The sequence below is a fragment of the Bartonella kosoyi genome (assembly GCF_003606325.2).
Lineage (GTDB): Bacteria > Pseudomonadota > Alphaproteobacteria > Rhizobiales > Rhizobiaceae > Bartonella > Bartonella kosoyi.
In genome coordinates this window covers 1,682,678-1,699,479 of sequence record NZ_CP031843.2, presented here as the reverse complement: position 1 = coordinate 1,699,479, position 16,802 = coordinate 1,682,678, and the positions used below count along the sequence as shown (strand labels likewise).

General features: G+C 36.2%; 11 protein-coding genes and 1 pseudogene. 9 read left to right on the top strand and 3 right to left on the bottom strand.

What is annotated here, in order from left to right:
- Window positions 1–285: 285 nt before the first annotated feature.
- The 3 genes from D1093_RS07430 to D1093_RS07420 all read right to left on the bottom strand — a co-directional run bounded on the left by D1093_RS07430 (window position 286) and on the right by D1093_RS07420 (window position 3,052).
- Complete coding sequence (locus tag D1093_RS07430) at window positions 286–1,065, bottom strand: hypothetical protein (protein WP_120102381.1); 780 nt, start codon at window positions 1,063–1,065, stop codon at window positions 286–288.
- Between the two features lie 97 nt (window positions 1,066–1,162).
- Complete coding sequence (locus D1093_RS10540; RefSeq protein WP_120101692.1) at window positions 1,163–2,326, bottom strand: hypothetical protein; 1,164 nt, start codon at window positions 2,324–2,326, stop codon at window positions 1,163–1,165.
- A gap of 84 nt (window positions 2,327–2,410) precedes the next feature.
- Window positions 2,411–3,052: an LbetaH domain-containing protein gene (locus D1093_RS07420; protein WP_120101690.1), complete on the bottom strand. Its 642-nt coding sequence runs from the start codon at window positions 3,050–3,052 to the stop codon at window positions 2,411–2,413.
- A gap of 237 nt (window positions 3,053–3,289) precedes the next feature.
- Here D1093_RS07420 and D1093_RS07415 point away from each other — a divergent pair, with 237 nt between their 5' ends.
- The 9 genes and pseudogenes from D1093_RS07415 (at window position 3,290) to D1093_RS07380 (ending at window position 15,887) form a co-directional block, all read left to right on the top strand.
- Window positions 3,290–4,456, top strand: coding sequence for a tyrosine-type recombinase/integrase (locus D1093_RS07415; protein WP_120101688.1), 1,167 nt, complete (start codon window positions 3,290–3,292; stop codon window positions 4,454–4,456).
- A 208-nt stretch (window positions 4,457–4,664) separates the two neighbouring features.
- Window positions 4,665–4,865, top strand: coding sequence for a helix-turn-helix transcriptional regulator (locus tag D1093_RS07410; protein WP_007347209.1), 201 nt, complete (start codon window positions 4,665–4,667; stop codon window positions 4,863–4,865).
- 97 nt (window positions 4,866–4,962) lie between these two features.
- Entirely contained in the window at window positions 4,963–5,175 is a 213-nt protein-coding gene (locus D1093_RS10270; RefSeq protein WP_244613979.1) for a hypothetical protein, read from the top strand.
- Window positions 5,172–6,770 carry a YfjI family protein gene (locus tag D1093_RS07400; protein ID WP_120101686.1) on the top strand — a complete coding sequence of 533 codons (1,599 nt, stop codon included), beginning with the start codon at window positions 5,172–5,174 and terminating at the stop codon, window positions 6,768–6,770. Before D1093_RS10270 ends, D1093_RS07400 begins: the two co-directional genes overlap by 4 nt.
- Before the next feature lie 665 nt (window positions 6,771–7,435).
- Window positions 7,436–12,388 (top strand): DEAD/DEAH box helicase, encoded by a 4,953-nt coding sequence (locus D1093_RS07395; RefSeq protein WP_120101684.1) that lies wholly within the window; start codon window positions 7,436–7,438, stop codon window positions 12,386–12,388.
- A gap of 1,472 nt (window positions 12,389–13,860) precedes the next feature.
- Window positions 13,861–14,160 (top strand): annotated as a pseudogene (locus D1093_RS07390) (LbetaH domain-containing protein); the annotation flags it as partial.
- A 13-nt stretch (window positions 14,161–14,173) separates the two neighbouring features.
- On the top strand, window positions 14,174–14,320 hold the full coding sequence (locus D1093_RS10625) for a hypothetical protein (protein WP_483189331.1): 147 nt from the start codon (window positions 14,174–14,176) through the stop codon (window positions 14,318–14,320).
- Window positions 14,321–14,406: 86 nt separating this feature from the next.
- Window positions 14,407–15,042: an LbetaH domain-containing protein gene (locus tag D1093_RS07385; RefSeq protein ID WP_174767401.1), complete on the top strand. Its 636-nt coding sequence runs from the start codon at window positions 14,407–14,409 to the stop codon at window positions 15,040–15,042.
- Between the two features lie 101 nt (window positions 15,043–15,143).
- Complete coding sequence (locus D1093_RS07380; RefSeq protein ID WP_120101683.1) at window positions 15,144–15,887, top strand: LbetaH domain-containing protein; 744 nt, start codon at window positions 15,144–15,146, stop codon at window positions 15,885–15,887.
- The last annotated feature ends 915 nt before the right edge of the window (window positions 15,888–16,802 follow it).

Sequence of the window (16,802 nt, the reverse complement as noted above, 5' to 3'; positions counted from 1 at the left end):
TTTGAGATTAACAAAAAGCGTTTATAGGCTCTCTCATTCAAATGAGTGATTAAAGATCATACGCATCATACATTCCTTTTGATAAGTTTTCATATTTTTAATAGAGCACTTGAAATATGATACATTTTGTATATATGCATTCATTACTCCATTGTAGGTGGTTATTTTTATCATAAGAATCATTCTTTGAAAGCCGCGTCATATCACTTGGCACGGCTTTTTTTTATGAATTCTCTCTTTTATGATACGTTTATAGCTATCAAGAAGGCGCTCCCATGCTTGTTTTTATTCTGTTTTATCAATAATCTTAACGACATTATCGCTTTGATAAACCTCACAATTTTTGGGAACTAACTTTGCTTTGCTTTTTGTATTGATTGTTGCATTGCCATAAGCACGCCCCCAGATCGTTGCACAATGTAAGATTTTTGCATTGCCATAGACAGAGCCATAAACCTCACAAGAGCCCCCCACGCGCGCATTGCCATAGACCTTGCCATAAATCTTTGCACGACCATTAATCACAGCATAATTATAAATTTTCGCATGGCTATAAATACAAGCAGAGCCACAAACCCTAGCATGACCATAGACGCGTGCATAACTAAAAACCGTAGCATCATAAGAAACATGGGCATGGTCATAAATATGAGCATCAGCAAGAACGCGAGCAGCACCACTCACATGAGCATTGCCATAAACATTGCCATACACATGAGCATTGCCATAGACAAAAGCCTGATCGTAAATCTTTGCATATTGAGAGATAAAAGCCTTACTATAGACTTCAGCATTGCCATAAACCAGACCACAGACTTGCGAATAATGGCGTATTTTTGCATCATCATAAACACGGGCATGACCATAGACACAAGCATCATCATAGACCCAGCAATTGCCATCATGGGATAGGTTGACTTCCTTTTCAATAAAACCACCTAAAGCACCCGCCTTGACATCATCAAAATCCCTTAAAGCCCGAATGCGATAAAGGTTTATAATATTTCGAGTAAGAGCATGTTTGATTTTTTTGATTTCGCTGGTTAATTCGTATTTTTTGTACATAAGAGTACCCTCACAATCTAATGTGATAAACGTTTGATAAAATTTGAAATGGAAAATTGGATTGAAAGCAGGCGCCCCCACAACGCCCATGCTTTATTTAAGCAGCTTCATTTATGGTTTTGTTATTATTCCCAATATCATCATAAATTTTTTGATTGCCATCAACTATAGCATTGCCAAAGATTTTTACTAAGTAACAAACATATACATTGTCAGAAACGACGGCATTATCGTAAACATGAGCAGCCCAATCAATACGAGCAGAGCCTAATATTTTTGCATTGCCATAAACAAAGCCCTTTACATAAGCATTATCAGCAATTTTCGCATTATCAGAGATTTTTGCATCAAAAACGATATTAGCTTTATTACAAACAAAGGCATTGTCATAAACTTGACCACGAACGATAGCATTGTCATTAATTTTTGCATTGCCATAAACATGAGCATTTGCACTGAAAACCCATGCATCATCATTAACAACGGCATTGCCATAAACTTTAGCATTTCTATTAATACAAGCATTATCATGTATTTTTGCATTGTCAGAAACGACAGCTTCCCAAAAAACGGTAGCGTTATCATAGACCCAGCAATTGCCATCATGAGAGAGATTGCTTTCCTTTTCGATAAAACCACCTAAATCACCAGTCTTTACATCAGCAAAATCTCTAATGGCTTTAATGCGGTGTAAAGTATGACCAGCCACACAACGCGTTTGATTCGTAAATTCGTATTTTTTTGTTATAGGTAAAGAGACACAAGCGTCATCAGAAATTTGAGATGCAAGATTAATCGTTTCATTGTCTTCAATACGTGTATACCAATTAATAAAAGCATTCCCATAGACTTTTGCATTGTCTCTTATAACAGCCTTATCACATACAGCGGCGTTATTAAAAACACGAGCATGTTTGTAAACAAAAGCATATCCAAAAACCAAGGCATTATCATGTATTTTTGCATTGTCATAAACACTAGCAAAATCAAATACCTTTGCATTATCACAAACCGTTGCGTTATCGAAAACACGAGCATAATTAAAAACAGTAGCATTATCAGAAACAAGAGCATTATTATAAACACAAGCCTCATTAGCTACCCAGCAATTACCATTATGTGATAAGTTACTTTCCTTTTCGATAAAGCCCCCTAGATCCCCTGCTTTAACATCAGAAAAGTCTTTTAAAGCTTTAATGCGATAAAGAGTATGATTACTAATTACACGTGTCTCATTTGTGAGTGCAAATTTTTTTTGCATAACACTATTCCTTTATATATAGAGATTTAAATTTTAGAATGAAATGTTTTAAAGAGGGGCGCCCCCGCCGCGCTCGTGTCTTATTTACGCAGCGTCTTTTATAGACTGGTCATTATAGACAATTTCTTTATTACAGACTTCAATATTATTACGAACCCAAGTGTCACCTTTAATGACCGCATTGCGAAAAATCTTTACATTTGGAAAAATACAAGCATATCCGGAAATTTTCGCATTATCATAAATCTTTGTATCATTAAAAACACAAGCGTAATAATGAACATGAGCATTACCAAAAATATGAGCATCCGGATAAATACGTGCAAAGCCATAAACATGAGCATTGCCATAAATATTGCCAGCCACAACCGCCTTGCCATAAACCCTTGCATTTTCATAAATACAAGCAATATTATTCACATGGGCATAACCACTTACAACGGCATTATCGTAAACCCTTGCATTGCTATAAACCTTAGCTTTACCGCCAACCCAACAATTGCCATCATGGGATAAATTACTTTCACCTTGTATAAACCCGCCTAACTCACCTTTTTTGACGTCTCCAAAATCTCTTAAAGCGCGAATTCTATGAAGTGTTTTAAAGCCAACCTCTATTGTTTCACCTGTAAATTCGTATTTTTTTGCAGGCTCTTGTTGATTAACAAGCGTGGTTTCATTTGAAATGTTAGAGAGAACGGGGGTGTTTTTTGAGATAGAATTCATTTTATTAATCCTAGTTATTTAAAGTTTTGAAATTGATGCCCTTATAAGGGCGTCGGGCGCTAGCAACACATTGATTTTTATATATAATTTACTGTTTTGCATATTGAATTAAAGCCCCGAATATAGTAAGATTTTCTTATTCTAAACCCTCTCAGATTGAATCAATTCATATCACTTGCTTGCACGTCAAAAGCGGGGCTGGTGTGTGGGTAAAAACTGTATAAGAAAGGAGTAAAAATGACACTTATGAACCGTCTTAATGCAAGATCTGTCGCAACATTGGGAGTTGGCAAATATAATGATGGCGCCGGCTTGTTACTTCATAAGCGTAAAGATGGAGGTGTTCAATGGATTTTACGGTATACCCTTCACGGACGCCGTCGTGAAATGGGATTGGGAGCGTTGCGAGATGTCTCTTTAAAACAAGCCCGTGAATTGGCAACTGGGTGGCGTTCGGTTTTACGTGAGGGTCGTGACCCCATTAAAGAACGTGAAAAACAAAAGCGTGAGGCAATAAGCAATCTTCATTATTTAAAAGACATTGCTTTAGAGACTTTTGAAAGTCGGAAAGCTGAATTAAAAGGAGATGGTAAAAATGGGAACTGGTTTTCTCCCTTGCGGCTTTACATTCTCCCTAAATTAGGCTGTCTGCCCGTTTCTGAGATTACGCAAACAGAAATACGCAATACCCTTGCTCCTATCTGGCATACAAAAGCTGATACCGCGCGTAAAGCACTGAATCGTCTTAATCTTTGTCTCAAACATGCGGCTGCCTTAGGATTGGATGTTGATTTACAAGCTGTAGAAAAAGCACGCGCGCTCTTAGGCAAACAACGTCATAATGTTATTAATAGACCAGCCATGGATTGGAGAGATGTGCCGGCTTTTTATCAAACGCTTTGCCAAAAAATAACTATGACACATTTGGCTTTGCGGTTGCTTATTCTGACAGGGGTTCGTACTAATCCCTTACGTCATATTCGTGAAAATCAGATTGATGGGGATATATGGACTATCCCTGCTGAAAATATGAAAGGAAAGCGTGATACAACAAAAGAATTTCGCGTGCCCTTATCAACAGAGGCATTAGATATTCTAAAACAAGCGCGTTTGCTCTCTCGCAATGATTTCTTTTTTTCTGCTAAAGGTCGCGGTCCCCTTGGTGTAAATTGTATGGCTCAATACATGCAACAAACTGGTCTTAAAGCCTGCCCCCATGGTTTTCGCTCTAGTTTACGTGATTGGCTCGCTGAAACAACCGATGCCCCCTATGAGGTCGCTGAAACCATTTTAAGTCATACGGTCGGCGGTAAAGTAGAGCGTGCCTATCGTCGGACTGACTATCTAGAACAGCGCCGTGTCTATATGAATAAATGGGCGGCTTATGTCACCGGTCAATCTTAAGATATGGGGTGCATAACCCCATGATCTGTGGATAACTTTAGCTCTCTTCTCTCTCATTCGCTCTCAATAAGACTCATAATTTATCACATCAGAAATTGTATGATAAAATATTGTTTTCTATAAATAAAATACCTTCAAAAATGAACCAAAATGTGCTTAATAAATAGGCATGATTTGGTTCTATTTTTTATTATGAAAGGATTTAAAAATGACAGAAAATGATATTCTTTTAACTGACCGTGAAAGTGCAAAATTGCTTCATATGAGTGTCTCAACTTTCCGCCGTCATGTTACCAATGGATCTCTCCCAAAACCTTTAAAATTTGGTTTTTTATCCCGTTGGTTACAATCGGATCTCTTGAATGTAATCGAGCAAGCGAAACAGCAACGTCAAAGTGACGCGGCATAAAAAAACCTTGTCACGTAAGGACGGACAAGGCTTTCTCAAACTCATCACCTTAGAGATAGCACAATCCGTCCTGTGACGCAACGTTATAGGATTTAAAATGATGTGTTCTTTTAAGAATGCGCGGGGCATCACACGTGCTGTGCCGAGGGTTTGGCATGGGCGTTATGGAAGCCAACCAATCAAAAAGACTTTAGCTAATTTTACCTTTGCTACGCGTGCTTATAGCCAAGCCTTTGAGGTCCTTATGAGGCAAGCCCCGCATAATGCATATTTTAACGATCTTCTTTATCTTCTAGGGCAAATAACATGATACAAGATAATAAAAATATTTTAGAGAATAATACTCTTTTAAATGATAACGATAATGGCTCTTTAAATGATAAGACTTGTTTAGAAGCCATTCCTTATAAGCAAGCATTGCAACAAAATGGTTGGGGGGAATTGCAACCGATCAAGACGGCTCTCTTACCCGTCGAGCCTTTTGACCCATTACAACTCCCAATGCCATTTATGGATTATGTTTATGACGTTTCAGAGCGTCAACAAGCCCCTATGGATTTTATTGCTGTCTCTGCTCTCTGTGCCTTGGCTGCTGTCATTGGCAATGGCGTGCGGGTTGCCCCAAAACAATATGATGATTGGATTGTGGTGCCTAATCTCTGGGGGGCTCTTATTGGTCAATCATCAACATTCAAAACACCAGCCATGAAAGCCGCTTTAACTCCTATCACTTGCCTTCAAAAGAAATGGTATAAAGACTGGTTAAAACAGAAAGAAAAACAACAAATTGAAGAGAGGTTTGAAACTTTAGACAAACGAGAAAAGGAAAGACAAGCCAATAAAGCAATAAAAAAAGGAGATCTTGAAACAGCCCGTGCTCTTTTGTCTGAAACCCTCTCTAAAGACAATGTGCATGATGATGATGTCTCTCGTTTTATTGTCAATGATGTGACCGTTGAAAAGCTTGGGGAACTCTTAAAAGAAAACCCCCGTGGTCTCTTAATGGTGCGTGATGAGTTATCCGGTTTCTTAACAGATATGGAACGCAAGGAATATCAAACAGACCGTGCCTTTTATTTGGAAGCTTTTAATGGAGATGGTCAATTTACTTATGACCGGATTGGGCGTGGAACCATTTTTATTCCTAATGCAACCGTTTCTATTATAGGGGGCATTCAACCCTCTCGCATTCTCCCCTTTATACGCAATGTTTTATATGGCAAAGGCAATGATGGTTTCTTACAACGCTTTCAAATGCTGGTCTTTCCCGATGAGACAAAAGATTGGAAATGGGTTGATAGACCTCCCAATCAAGAGGCATGGGAAACGTATGAAGGGGCATTTCGCTCTCTTTATGATAAACCCCTTGGTTCACCAGAATATCCGCTTGTGATGCGTTTTTCTGCTGAAGCTCAAGAGATCTTTCGTGAATGGATGCAAAAGATTTTTAAAGAAGCCAAAGAGAACAACCTTTCTGAAAGCTTACAAGCGCATCTTTTGAAAATGCCTAAGACCATAGTAAGTCTTGCATTGATTTTTGAATTAACTGAAGGGGGGCGTTTTGAAATCAATAAAGATGCCCTTCAAACAGCCTTGCGATGGGAAAAATATTTGTTAAGTCATGTCAAAAGACTTTATGCGGCGGCGGATAGCTTAGCAACAGAGGGGGCAAAATTGATTGTCGAGCGTTGTAATCATTTACCCGATGTCTTTACTTTACGTGATATTCATCAAAGAAATTGGACCGGTTTAACAGATAATAGAACCGTTAAGCAAGCTTTAGAGCTCTTATGTCGTTCCAATCATATTCGTCAAATAGCAAGTGAAAATAGCTCTCAAAGCGGTCGCCCTACCATACGTTATGAATGGCATCCTTTCGTTAAAAACAACTGCATAAAACAATGAAGTCATTGTAATCTTTTGTTATCCTTAAAACCTTCAAAGATCTTATCGTACCAACAAAGGGTTTACGAAGTATCTTTGAGGGTTTTTGTTTTATAATTTTTTAAAGAAGAGACATACAGAGGTTCTTTTAAATCTTGTGTCTAAAGATATCCAACACACAACCTCTATAGGTTTTGAAGGGGTTTTGAGTTTTGAGGGTTGCTGCTATTATGTAAAAAAACGATAAAAAGTAAAAACATTATATTTCAATGTGTTAAGATTTTATAGACCTTAAAAAAACAACCCATATTGATAACACAACCTCTAAATTCAACCAATAATATACGTTTTGAGGGGGTTTTGACGGTTTTTACACCTTCAAAACCTATAAGCAAAATTCGTAATAAAACTCATCAAAATACTTACTTTGATATCTTAAAAGCCCATAGTGAATTTGTCTTTTTTATCATAAAACGAATAGCAAATTTCACTATTTTGCTGATCTTATCCCATGTCATAGGCTGTTGATAAGCAGCCTTTTAAACCCCTTTTGAAAAATATCCGCTTTTTTTATCAGTTTTTTTCCATTTTTATCGTTATTTGCTTTAAGTCAATTTAATTGAATTCGTTTTGATTCTTTTGATGATTATTGATCATCTCATAAGGCAAGGGATTTTTATTACAATATGCTGCAATCTGTTAACTCTGATAATGAACACGTCACTTTACGCTCTCTTTTACAATCCTATCGTGATCAAGCAACATCAAATGCTCTACGAGGGAAAGTGTTTGAAGATTTTGTGACAAAATATCTTATGCATGACCCTCTCCACTATGGGCGATATGAAAAAGTTGAGAGCTATTATGAATGGGCGAAAGAACGTGAAGATTGGAATAAAAATGATATCGGCATTGATCTGGTTGCCAAGCTTCGTCATCAAGAGGGCTATGTCGCTATTCAATGTAAGTTTTATCAAGCAGATCATCAGATCAGTAAAAAGGATATTGATAGCTTTATCGCGGCATCTGGAAAAGACATCTTTAAATATCGTCTTCTTGTTGACAGTACGGAAGTGGAATTAAGTGACAATGTGAATGCCATGATTAAAGGACAAGCGATACCCGTTTATCGCATTGACCTTCGTCATATGGAAAACAGTCGGATAGATTGGCAACTATTGGCAACCAAAAAAGAAGTTCTTCTTAAGTCAACAAAAGAACCTCGCCCCCATCAAGAAGAAGCCATCAAGAAAGTCTGTGAAGGTTTACAAGAAGCAGACCGTGGCAAGCTGATTATGGCATGTGGTACGGGGAAAACTTTCACCAGTTTGAAGATAGCAGAAACCATAGCAGGAAAAGGCAAGCGTGTGTTGTTTCTGGTACCTTCTCTTTCTTTAGTCTCACAAACAATCCGTGAATGGACAGCCGATGCACAAATCTCGTTGCGTTCCTTTGCTGTGTGTTCGGATACAAAAGTAGGCAAGCGTCGTAAAAATCAAGATGATATTGTTGGTATGGAAACATCAGATCTTGTGCTCCCTGCTACCACGGATGCAAAAGCCCTTGCCAAAGAAGCTTGTGAAAACCTCACAGATGCAATGACGGTCATCTTTTCAACCTATCATTCCATTCAAGTGATTTCGGATGCGCAAAAGGATCATGCTTTACCCGAATTTGATCTGATCATTTGCGATGAAGCGCATAGAACCACTGGGGCTTCATTGGGAACAGAGGACAATGAATCCGAATTTATCAAGGTTCACGATAACAGCATCATTCGGGGCAAAAAACGTCTGTATATGACAGCAACGCCTCGTATCTTTAGTGACACTGCCAAAAGGCGTGCTGATGAGATTAATGCTGTTCTAGCATCTATGGATGATGAAACCCTTTATGGCAAACAACTCCATCATTATACCTTCGCGGAAGCTGTCGATAATGAACTTTTAACTCCTTACAAGATTGTGGTCTTGGGTATTAATGAAACCTATATCACACCAGCCATACAAGAGATTATTGCCAATGAAAACCATGAAATTGATTTAGATGATGCGGCAAAAATTATTGGCTGTTATAGAGCACTGACCAAAATAGATAAGCAAGCCGCTGTTGATGATAATGATACAGAGCCCATGCAATGTGCTTTAGCTTTTTGCAAAGATATCAATACATCTCAATATATCACAAAGCTCTTCAATAAAATTATCAAATCTCATATTGATGATTTCCTTCAAACCGTTCCTTTTTTGAACTGTGAAGTAAGACATATTGACGGAACGCAAAGCGTCAAAAAACGCAATGAGGAATTGGATTGGCTTAAAGAAGATGCGGGTCAAAATGTTTGTCGGATCTTAAGCAATGTTCGGTGTCTGTCTGAAGGGATTGATGTTCCTGCTCTTGATGCCATCATGTTTTTACACCCGCGTAATAGCCAAGTCGATGTGATACAGGCGGTAGGACGTGTGATGCGTCGTGCTCCAAATAAGAAAACGGGCTATATCATTTTACCCATTATCATTCCTTCACACTTAGAAGCCAAAAAGGCTTTAAAAAACAATAAGAGGTATCGTGTTGTTTGGCAAGTTTTGCATGCTTTACATTCTCATGATGAGAGACTTGCTCGGACAATTAATCAAATGTCTTTAGGACAAGATAGCAGTCATACGATTGAGATTATAGAGATTAAGCGTGACGATGAATTAAAAGAGCTCACCACAACAGTTGATGAGATCTCGATAGCATCAAAAACAGAAAGTTCTGGACATACCATTGGAACAGCAGAAAGCACATCTCAATCGGTATCTGGAGGACAAGGAGACTTATTCCGCCGTTCTGAATTTTTTGATTTTGTCAAAGCCATTTTTCTGGATAGTTTTAAAATCACGGATTATTGGGGCATATGGGCGAACAATGTTGCTGAGATTGCTCAAAACCATATCAATCATCTTAAAGATATAATTTCCGATGAAAAGAGTGAAGCCTTTCATGCCTTTGATGCATTCCATAAGGAATTAAAGAACAACGTCAACAGTGAAATAAAAAAAGAAGAAGCGATTGAGATGTTAGCCCAACATCTTGTCACGCGTCCCGTGTTTGAAGCTTTGTTTGAGGGCAATGAATTTGTCCACAACAATGCCATTTCGCAAGCAATGGACAAGATCTTAACGGAACTGGATAAAACCAATATCGAAGAGAAAACGAAAGATCTTGATAAATTCTACAAAAGTGTCACGTTCTGTACAGCAGGTATTACCGAAACTCATGCAAAACAGAATCTTATTATCAAACTTTATGAAAGTTTTTTTGCCAAGGCATTTAAGAAAACCACGGATAGACTTGGGATTGTTTATACGCCCATTGAGGTAGTGGATTTTATCATTCATTCTGTTGATGATATTTTACGCAATGAATTTGGAAAAAGCTTGGGGTCACGTGGTGTCTCTATTCTTGACCCTTTCACGGGAACTGGAACCTTTATCACAAGGATTTTACAATCCAATCTCATCAAACCAGAGGATATGGAATATAAATTCCGTCATGATATCCATGCCAATGAGATTGTCTTACTTGCCTATTACATAGCAGCGATTAACATTGAATCAACTTATCATAGTCTTATGAAAGGGAATTATATTCCCTTTAAGCATATTGGTTTAACCGATACGTTTCGGATGCTTGAAGAAAAGAACCTGCTACAGGAATTATTCAAAGAAAACAGTGAATATTTGGAACTTCAGAAAAATCTAAATATTAAAGTTATCTTTGGTAACCCCCCTTATTCAGTAGGACAAAAGAATGAAAACGATAATGCAAAGAATACACCTTATCCGATATTAGATGACCGCATTCGTGAAACTTATGCTGCTCAATCCAAAACAACTGGTGTGCAAGCTCTTTATGATAGTTATATCCGTGCTATTCGCTGGGCTAGTGACCGTATAAAAGACTGTGGTGTTATTGGGTTTGTCACAAATGCAAGTTTTGTAGATGCAAATTCTATGACAGGTTTACGCAAATGCCTTGTTGAGGAGTTTTCGAGCCTTTATATTTTCCATTTACGGGGCAATCAACGAACGTCTGGAGAACTTTCGCGAAAAGAAGGCGGCAAGATTTTTGGTTCTGGCTCTCGAGCCCCTATAGCGATTTCTATTTTGGTTAAAAATCCAAATGCACAACAGCATGGTAAGATATATTTTCACGATATTGGAGACTATCTCAATAGAGAAAAAAAACTTAAGATAATCAAGTCCTTTGGTAGTATTGATGGCATTACGCGTAAACAAAAATGGCAAATAATTACACCAGATAAACATGGTGATTGGCTTGGTCAACGTGATGAAAGTTTCAAAGCATTCTTAGCTTTAGGTGAAAAGAAAGGACATAATAAAAAGCTGTTTGAAATATTTTCTTTTGGGGTTGTAACCAATCGTGATGCTTGGGCGTATAACTCAAGCCGTGAAGCTTTAGCTAAAAATATGCGCAATATGATTAACTTTTATAATAGTGAAGTGAAGCGTTTTAATGATACTTATGCACATGCTGACCGTAGGATACATAAAAATGCTGTAAATAATTTCGTCAATTCCGATGAAAATAAAATCAGTTGGAGCTATAGTATTAAACAGGATTTAGTAAAAGGAAAGTTTTTTAAGTTTGAAGATTTATGCCTTATTCAAAGCCTTTATCGTCCTTTTTCCAAGCAGTGGCTTTATTATAATCGTACCTTTAATGAAGTAATTTATCAAATGCCGCGTATATTCCCGACAAATCAAGCGGTTGAAAATAAGGTAATACAAATTACAGGTATAGGAGCAAAGAAAGAATTTTCTGTATTGATGACTAAAGCTTTGCCTAATTTAGATACAATTGAAAAAGGAAAATGCTTTCCACGCTATATTTACGAAGATACTGAATCTTTAAAAGATAAAAACAAGAAACAATCCCATTTATTTACAGAAGAAAGTAAAACAGCTGGTTTACAACGCCGTGATGCCATTACTGATGAGGGATTAGCACATTTTAAAGCGGCTTATCCTAATGAAAAAATCACTAAAGATGATCTATTTTATTATGTTTACGGGATTTTGCATTCAGAAGATTACCGCACCCGTTATGCTGATAACCTCTCTAAAGAATTGCCTCGTATCCCTTGTGTAAAGAGCACTGAAGATTTTTGGAAATTTGTAACAGCAGGGCGTGAATTGGGTCATTTGCACGTGAATTATGAAACTGTAGAGCCGTATCCAGTAACTTTTAAAAAGGGTAATCCAAAATTTACAGAGATCTCTAATCCCGAAAAATTCTATTATGTGACTGAAATGAAATTCGCTGGGAATAGTAAGGAAAAGGATAAATCAACTGTTTTTTATAACAGCAATATCACAATAACAGATATCCCTCTTGAAGCTTATGAGTATATCGTCAATGGCAAGCCTGCTCTTGAATGGGTTATGGGGCGTCAATGTGTTAAGACTGATAAAAAGAGCGGCATTGTCAATGATGCCAATCGCTATGCTGTTGAAACCGTTGGCAACCCTGCCTACCCTCTAGAGTTGTTTCAAAGGGTTATTACTGTAAGTTTAGAAACAATGAAAATCGTAAAAAACTTACCAAATTTGGTATTAAGAGAAACTGAATAACTTATAAAGCATGCTCACGTAATGGGTATTATAAACGCATAAGGGGTATAGGGTCTTATAACAGTCTATACCCCCTTTATACATTGCTTACATACAATCTTTAAAAGGATAATTTATCATGCGTTATTCTAAAAAGAAATCATTTGCACTTTTAGATACTCTACTTTGGATTGCTTTAAGACTTTTAAGAAGCCCACTCTTAAAGTGAATTAGATTTTTTACATTGCCTTTAAAAGATTATACCGTAATCTAAAATGAGTGCTTTATTGTTTTCAAAAGCTTTGTTTAAAGAGAGTTATGTATATTCATTTTTCTTATATTACTTATAGGTTTTGTAGGTTCTTAAAACCCCCAAAACCCCTACAAAACCCCTTTTTATATATATTATAGATTGTATTTATAGATTGTATTTAATATAGGTTGTTTCTTTAAAACGTTAACATATTGAAATATAATAACTTTTATTTCTAATTAAAAAAATAAAATAATACCTATAAAAAGCACCCCCAAAACTCATAACTATAATGATCTTGATACATTTCATATGAGTTACAAGCTATCTTTTGAAAGGCTTTAAGGATCATACGCTTTTCATAAGACACGTGTTAATCACTCAATAAAAATATAATTTTATCTTTTAAAAAGAACTAATCAAAATAACAAAAGCCTATTAAAAGGGATTTTTCTAATCTCTATAATTATCAATCTCTCTTTAGATGTTTTCATAACAGTCTATAAATCGCAATTATCCTATATCCTATTTATCGTTTCTCTTATGAAAATGAAAAATAACACCATGGCTATAAAGAACATAACAGCTATAGAGAATGCGTAAAAATAGTAGCTTTGTTTGAATAAAGCAAAAATGCAAATGAATGCATTGGTTATAAGAGCGCGGTGCCTATTAAGATAGTTCAAATGATAAATGCGTTATAAACAAAATTCACAAAAAAATTTAAATTCATTTAGTGAAAAAAACTGATAGGTTATAAAGATAAAAATACGCATTATGAGAGCGTTTCTAAATATTATAAATGTATAATTCAAAAAACAACGCAATCGTTTTATAAAGCCCATAATATAGCTTTAAAATCACATAAATATAAAAGAAGCAATTCATAAGCACATGATATTATCAATACATAATGCAATTTAATAAATACAAAAAAATATCAAAAAAGATAAAATATTAATTGACAATAAATATGTATTTTGTTATATAAATAATCAAGTGATTAGAAAACACTTTGAAACGACAAGCGGATAGATTACGAAACAATCTTTCAAACGCTTTTAAAAATTGGCTATCTTTTATACTTTTGTTAGTATATGAGGATTTTGTCGGGTGTGTTTACACCATACAATACTCTTTATGAGAAAAGTGTAAGCAGCGGACTTGTCGCCGTGTTTTCTAGCACCCGATGCCTCTATAGGCTGTTAATAGAAAATTTAATTACGACAAGGTTTTAATTATGACAAATATCTCAAAAAACACCCCCGTTCTCTCTAACATTTCAAATGAAACCGCGCTTGTTAATCAACAAGAGCCTGCAAAAAAATACGAATTTACAGGTGAAACGATAGAGGTGGGCTTTAAAACTCTTCATAGAATTCGCGCTTTAAGAGATTTTGGAGACGTCAAAAAAGGGGACTTAGGTGGCTATATTGAAAGTGAAGAGAATCTCTCTCATGATGGCAATTGCTGGGTTTATAATAAAGCGCGCGTCTTTCAAAATGCACGGGTTTTCGGAAATGCGAAAATCAAAAGCTTTTTTGTTGACGTCTATGGCAATTTTAACTGCTAATGAAGATATTTGTGATGATGCATATCCCGAATTTGGTAGTGAAGATGATTATTACCGTCATGAATATTATGCTGATTTTGAAGGGTATTATGACGATGACAGCGAATATGAAAGCGATGCTGCGTAAATAAACGCGCGGGCGCGGCGGGGGCGCCCCCCCTCCTTTAAACATTTCATTAAAATTTACTCAAATATGAACTTAGGGAGTTACCTATGGCTACTATGCTTGTAACTAAAAAATATGAATTAACTAATGAAACTCATATTATTGAAGGTCGTACTTTATATAGAATTAGAGCATTAAAAGATTTTGATAATGTCAAGGCTGGTGCCTTGGGCGGTTTTATTGAAAATGAAAACAACCTCTCTCATGATGGCAATTGCTGGGTTTATGATGATGCGTGTGTTTATAATAATGCTTATGTTTTCGATAATGCAAAAATTGAAGGAAATGCTAAGGTTTTTGATTGTGCAAAAATTTATAATAATGCTAGGGTTGCTGATCATGCCTTGGTTTTTGGAAAAATTTATGTTTACGATTATGCCTGCGTTTTGAACCATGCTGAGGTATCGGACAGAGCTGTTATAAAAGGTCATGCTAAAATCTATGATAATGCTTTATTAACTGGCTATGCTCAAGCTTATGGCAATGCAAAAATTTTTGGCAATGCTCAAGTTTGGTTTTTTGCTATAGTTGGTGATGATGCTTGTATTTATGAGAATGCAAAAATTACAGGCTATACATACATTTGTGATCAAGTGAGTGTTTTTGGCAATTCATATATAGATACAAAAAAATTAAATGGTCATATTAAAATTTGTGATCAAACCATAAAAGACGCTGCGTAAATAATGGCGCGGGGCGCGGCGGGGGCGCCTGCTTTCCAAGCAAATTTTTCCATTTCAAATGTTATCAACTGTTTATCACATGAGATTGTGAGGCTATCCCTATGTGCAAAAAATATGAATTAACCAATCAAACAAAACAAATTAAAGATAGACTAACTAAGCAAATGGCAAACCTTTATCGCATTCGGGCTTTAAGAGATTTTGATGATGTTAAGGCTGGCGATCTTGGGGGCTATATTGAAGATGAAAGCAACTTATCTCACTATGGTAATTGCTGGGTGTATGATGAGGCTTGTGTCTATAACTATGCTCATGTTTCTGACAATGCAAAAATACGCCATTTTTCCCGCGTGCGCGGGCGGGTCTATGGCAATGCTGAAGTCTACGAAAAGGCTTTTATCTCTCGCTATGCAAGAATTTATGACCATGCTTGTGTCTATGGCAGCGCCCATGTGGCGGGTCATGTCTATGGCAAGGCGCATGTTTGTGATTACGCCCGCGTTTATAGCAATGCCCATATTTATAATCATGCCCGCGTCTCTCATGATGTTTTTGTTTATGATCATGCGAGGATCTATGGTCATTCAAAAGTTGCTGGCTCTGCTTGTATTTACAATAATGCAAAAATTTATGGCTCTGTTTATGGAAATGCCACTGTAAGTGGGCGTGCTGAGGTTTATGGCTCTGTTTATGGTAATGCGAAAATCTCTGGTTCTGTCAAGGTGTGGGGGCGTGCCTATGGAAAAGCAAAAATAGATAAACAAAGCAATGTAAAATCAGTTGCTCAAAATTATGAGGTTTATGAAAACGATAACGTTGTTAAGATTATTGATAAAACAGAATAAAAATAGGCATGGGGGGGGGTGCCTTCTTATGGCTATAAACGCATTATAAGATAATTACTTAATATACATATCATAAAAGAGAGAATGCAAAAAAGCCGTGTCAAGTGATATGACGCGGCTTTTCAAATGTCTATCCTTATGAATCAACCCTAAGCAAGGTAATGACACATATATACAAAACGTATTATATTACAAGCGCTCTATTAAACATATCAATCATAATGTCTTTATCTTAAAGAGATGCATTTAAAACAAAGCCCATGATCAAGATGCTTCTTTAAAACGTTTCAAAACACTAGGCTCAAAATCGAGCTGAGTGAATTCAAATAACGCATTTTCTAAAATCAAAACATATCAAAACGTTTGGTAGCTTTATCAATCCAATCAAAAGAAAATGCATCTTAAAATGAATGTCTTGTAAAAACGTTCTTTTTATATTTACGAGCGTTGGTTTTCAAAACAATCTCTCATAAGACAATAAACAGCTGCTTTTATCAAATGGAAGGTTTTAAAAATTATTATAAACATCAGTTTCAAACGTTTAAACATTCATTTAGAAAGGCTTTCATAATAAGCGTATTTTAAACAAAGCTTCTTTGCAAATTAATCGTTCTATATTTGTGCTCTGTGCTTTTAAATGGTAACTTTTAAAACCTTTTTTATACCATGTCTAAGGTATATAGTATTCTACTTCTATGGCATTATACGCCTCCATTTTTTTATGGAAGCGAATATAGTTCTGTTCTAAAAACTAGTCTGCAATCTATTCATTAAAAGGCTTTTCATTTCATAAGATATAAAATACCTCTTTATCGTTTTCTAAACTTTTAGAAAGCGTTTAAAAGCGATCTTGTCCTTAATCCTTTTATGCAATCTTTATAAATTAAACCTATAAGCTTACGATAGTTTCAAACG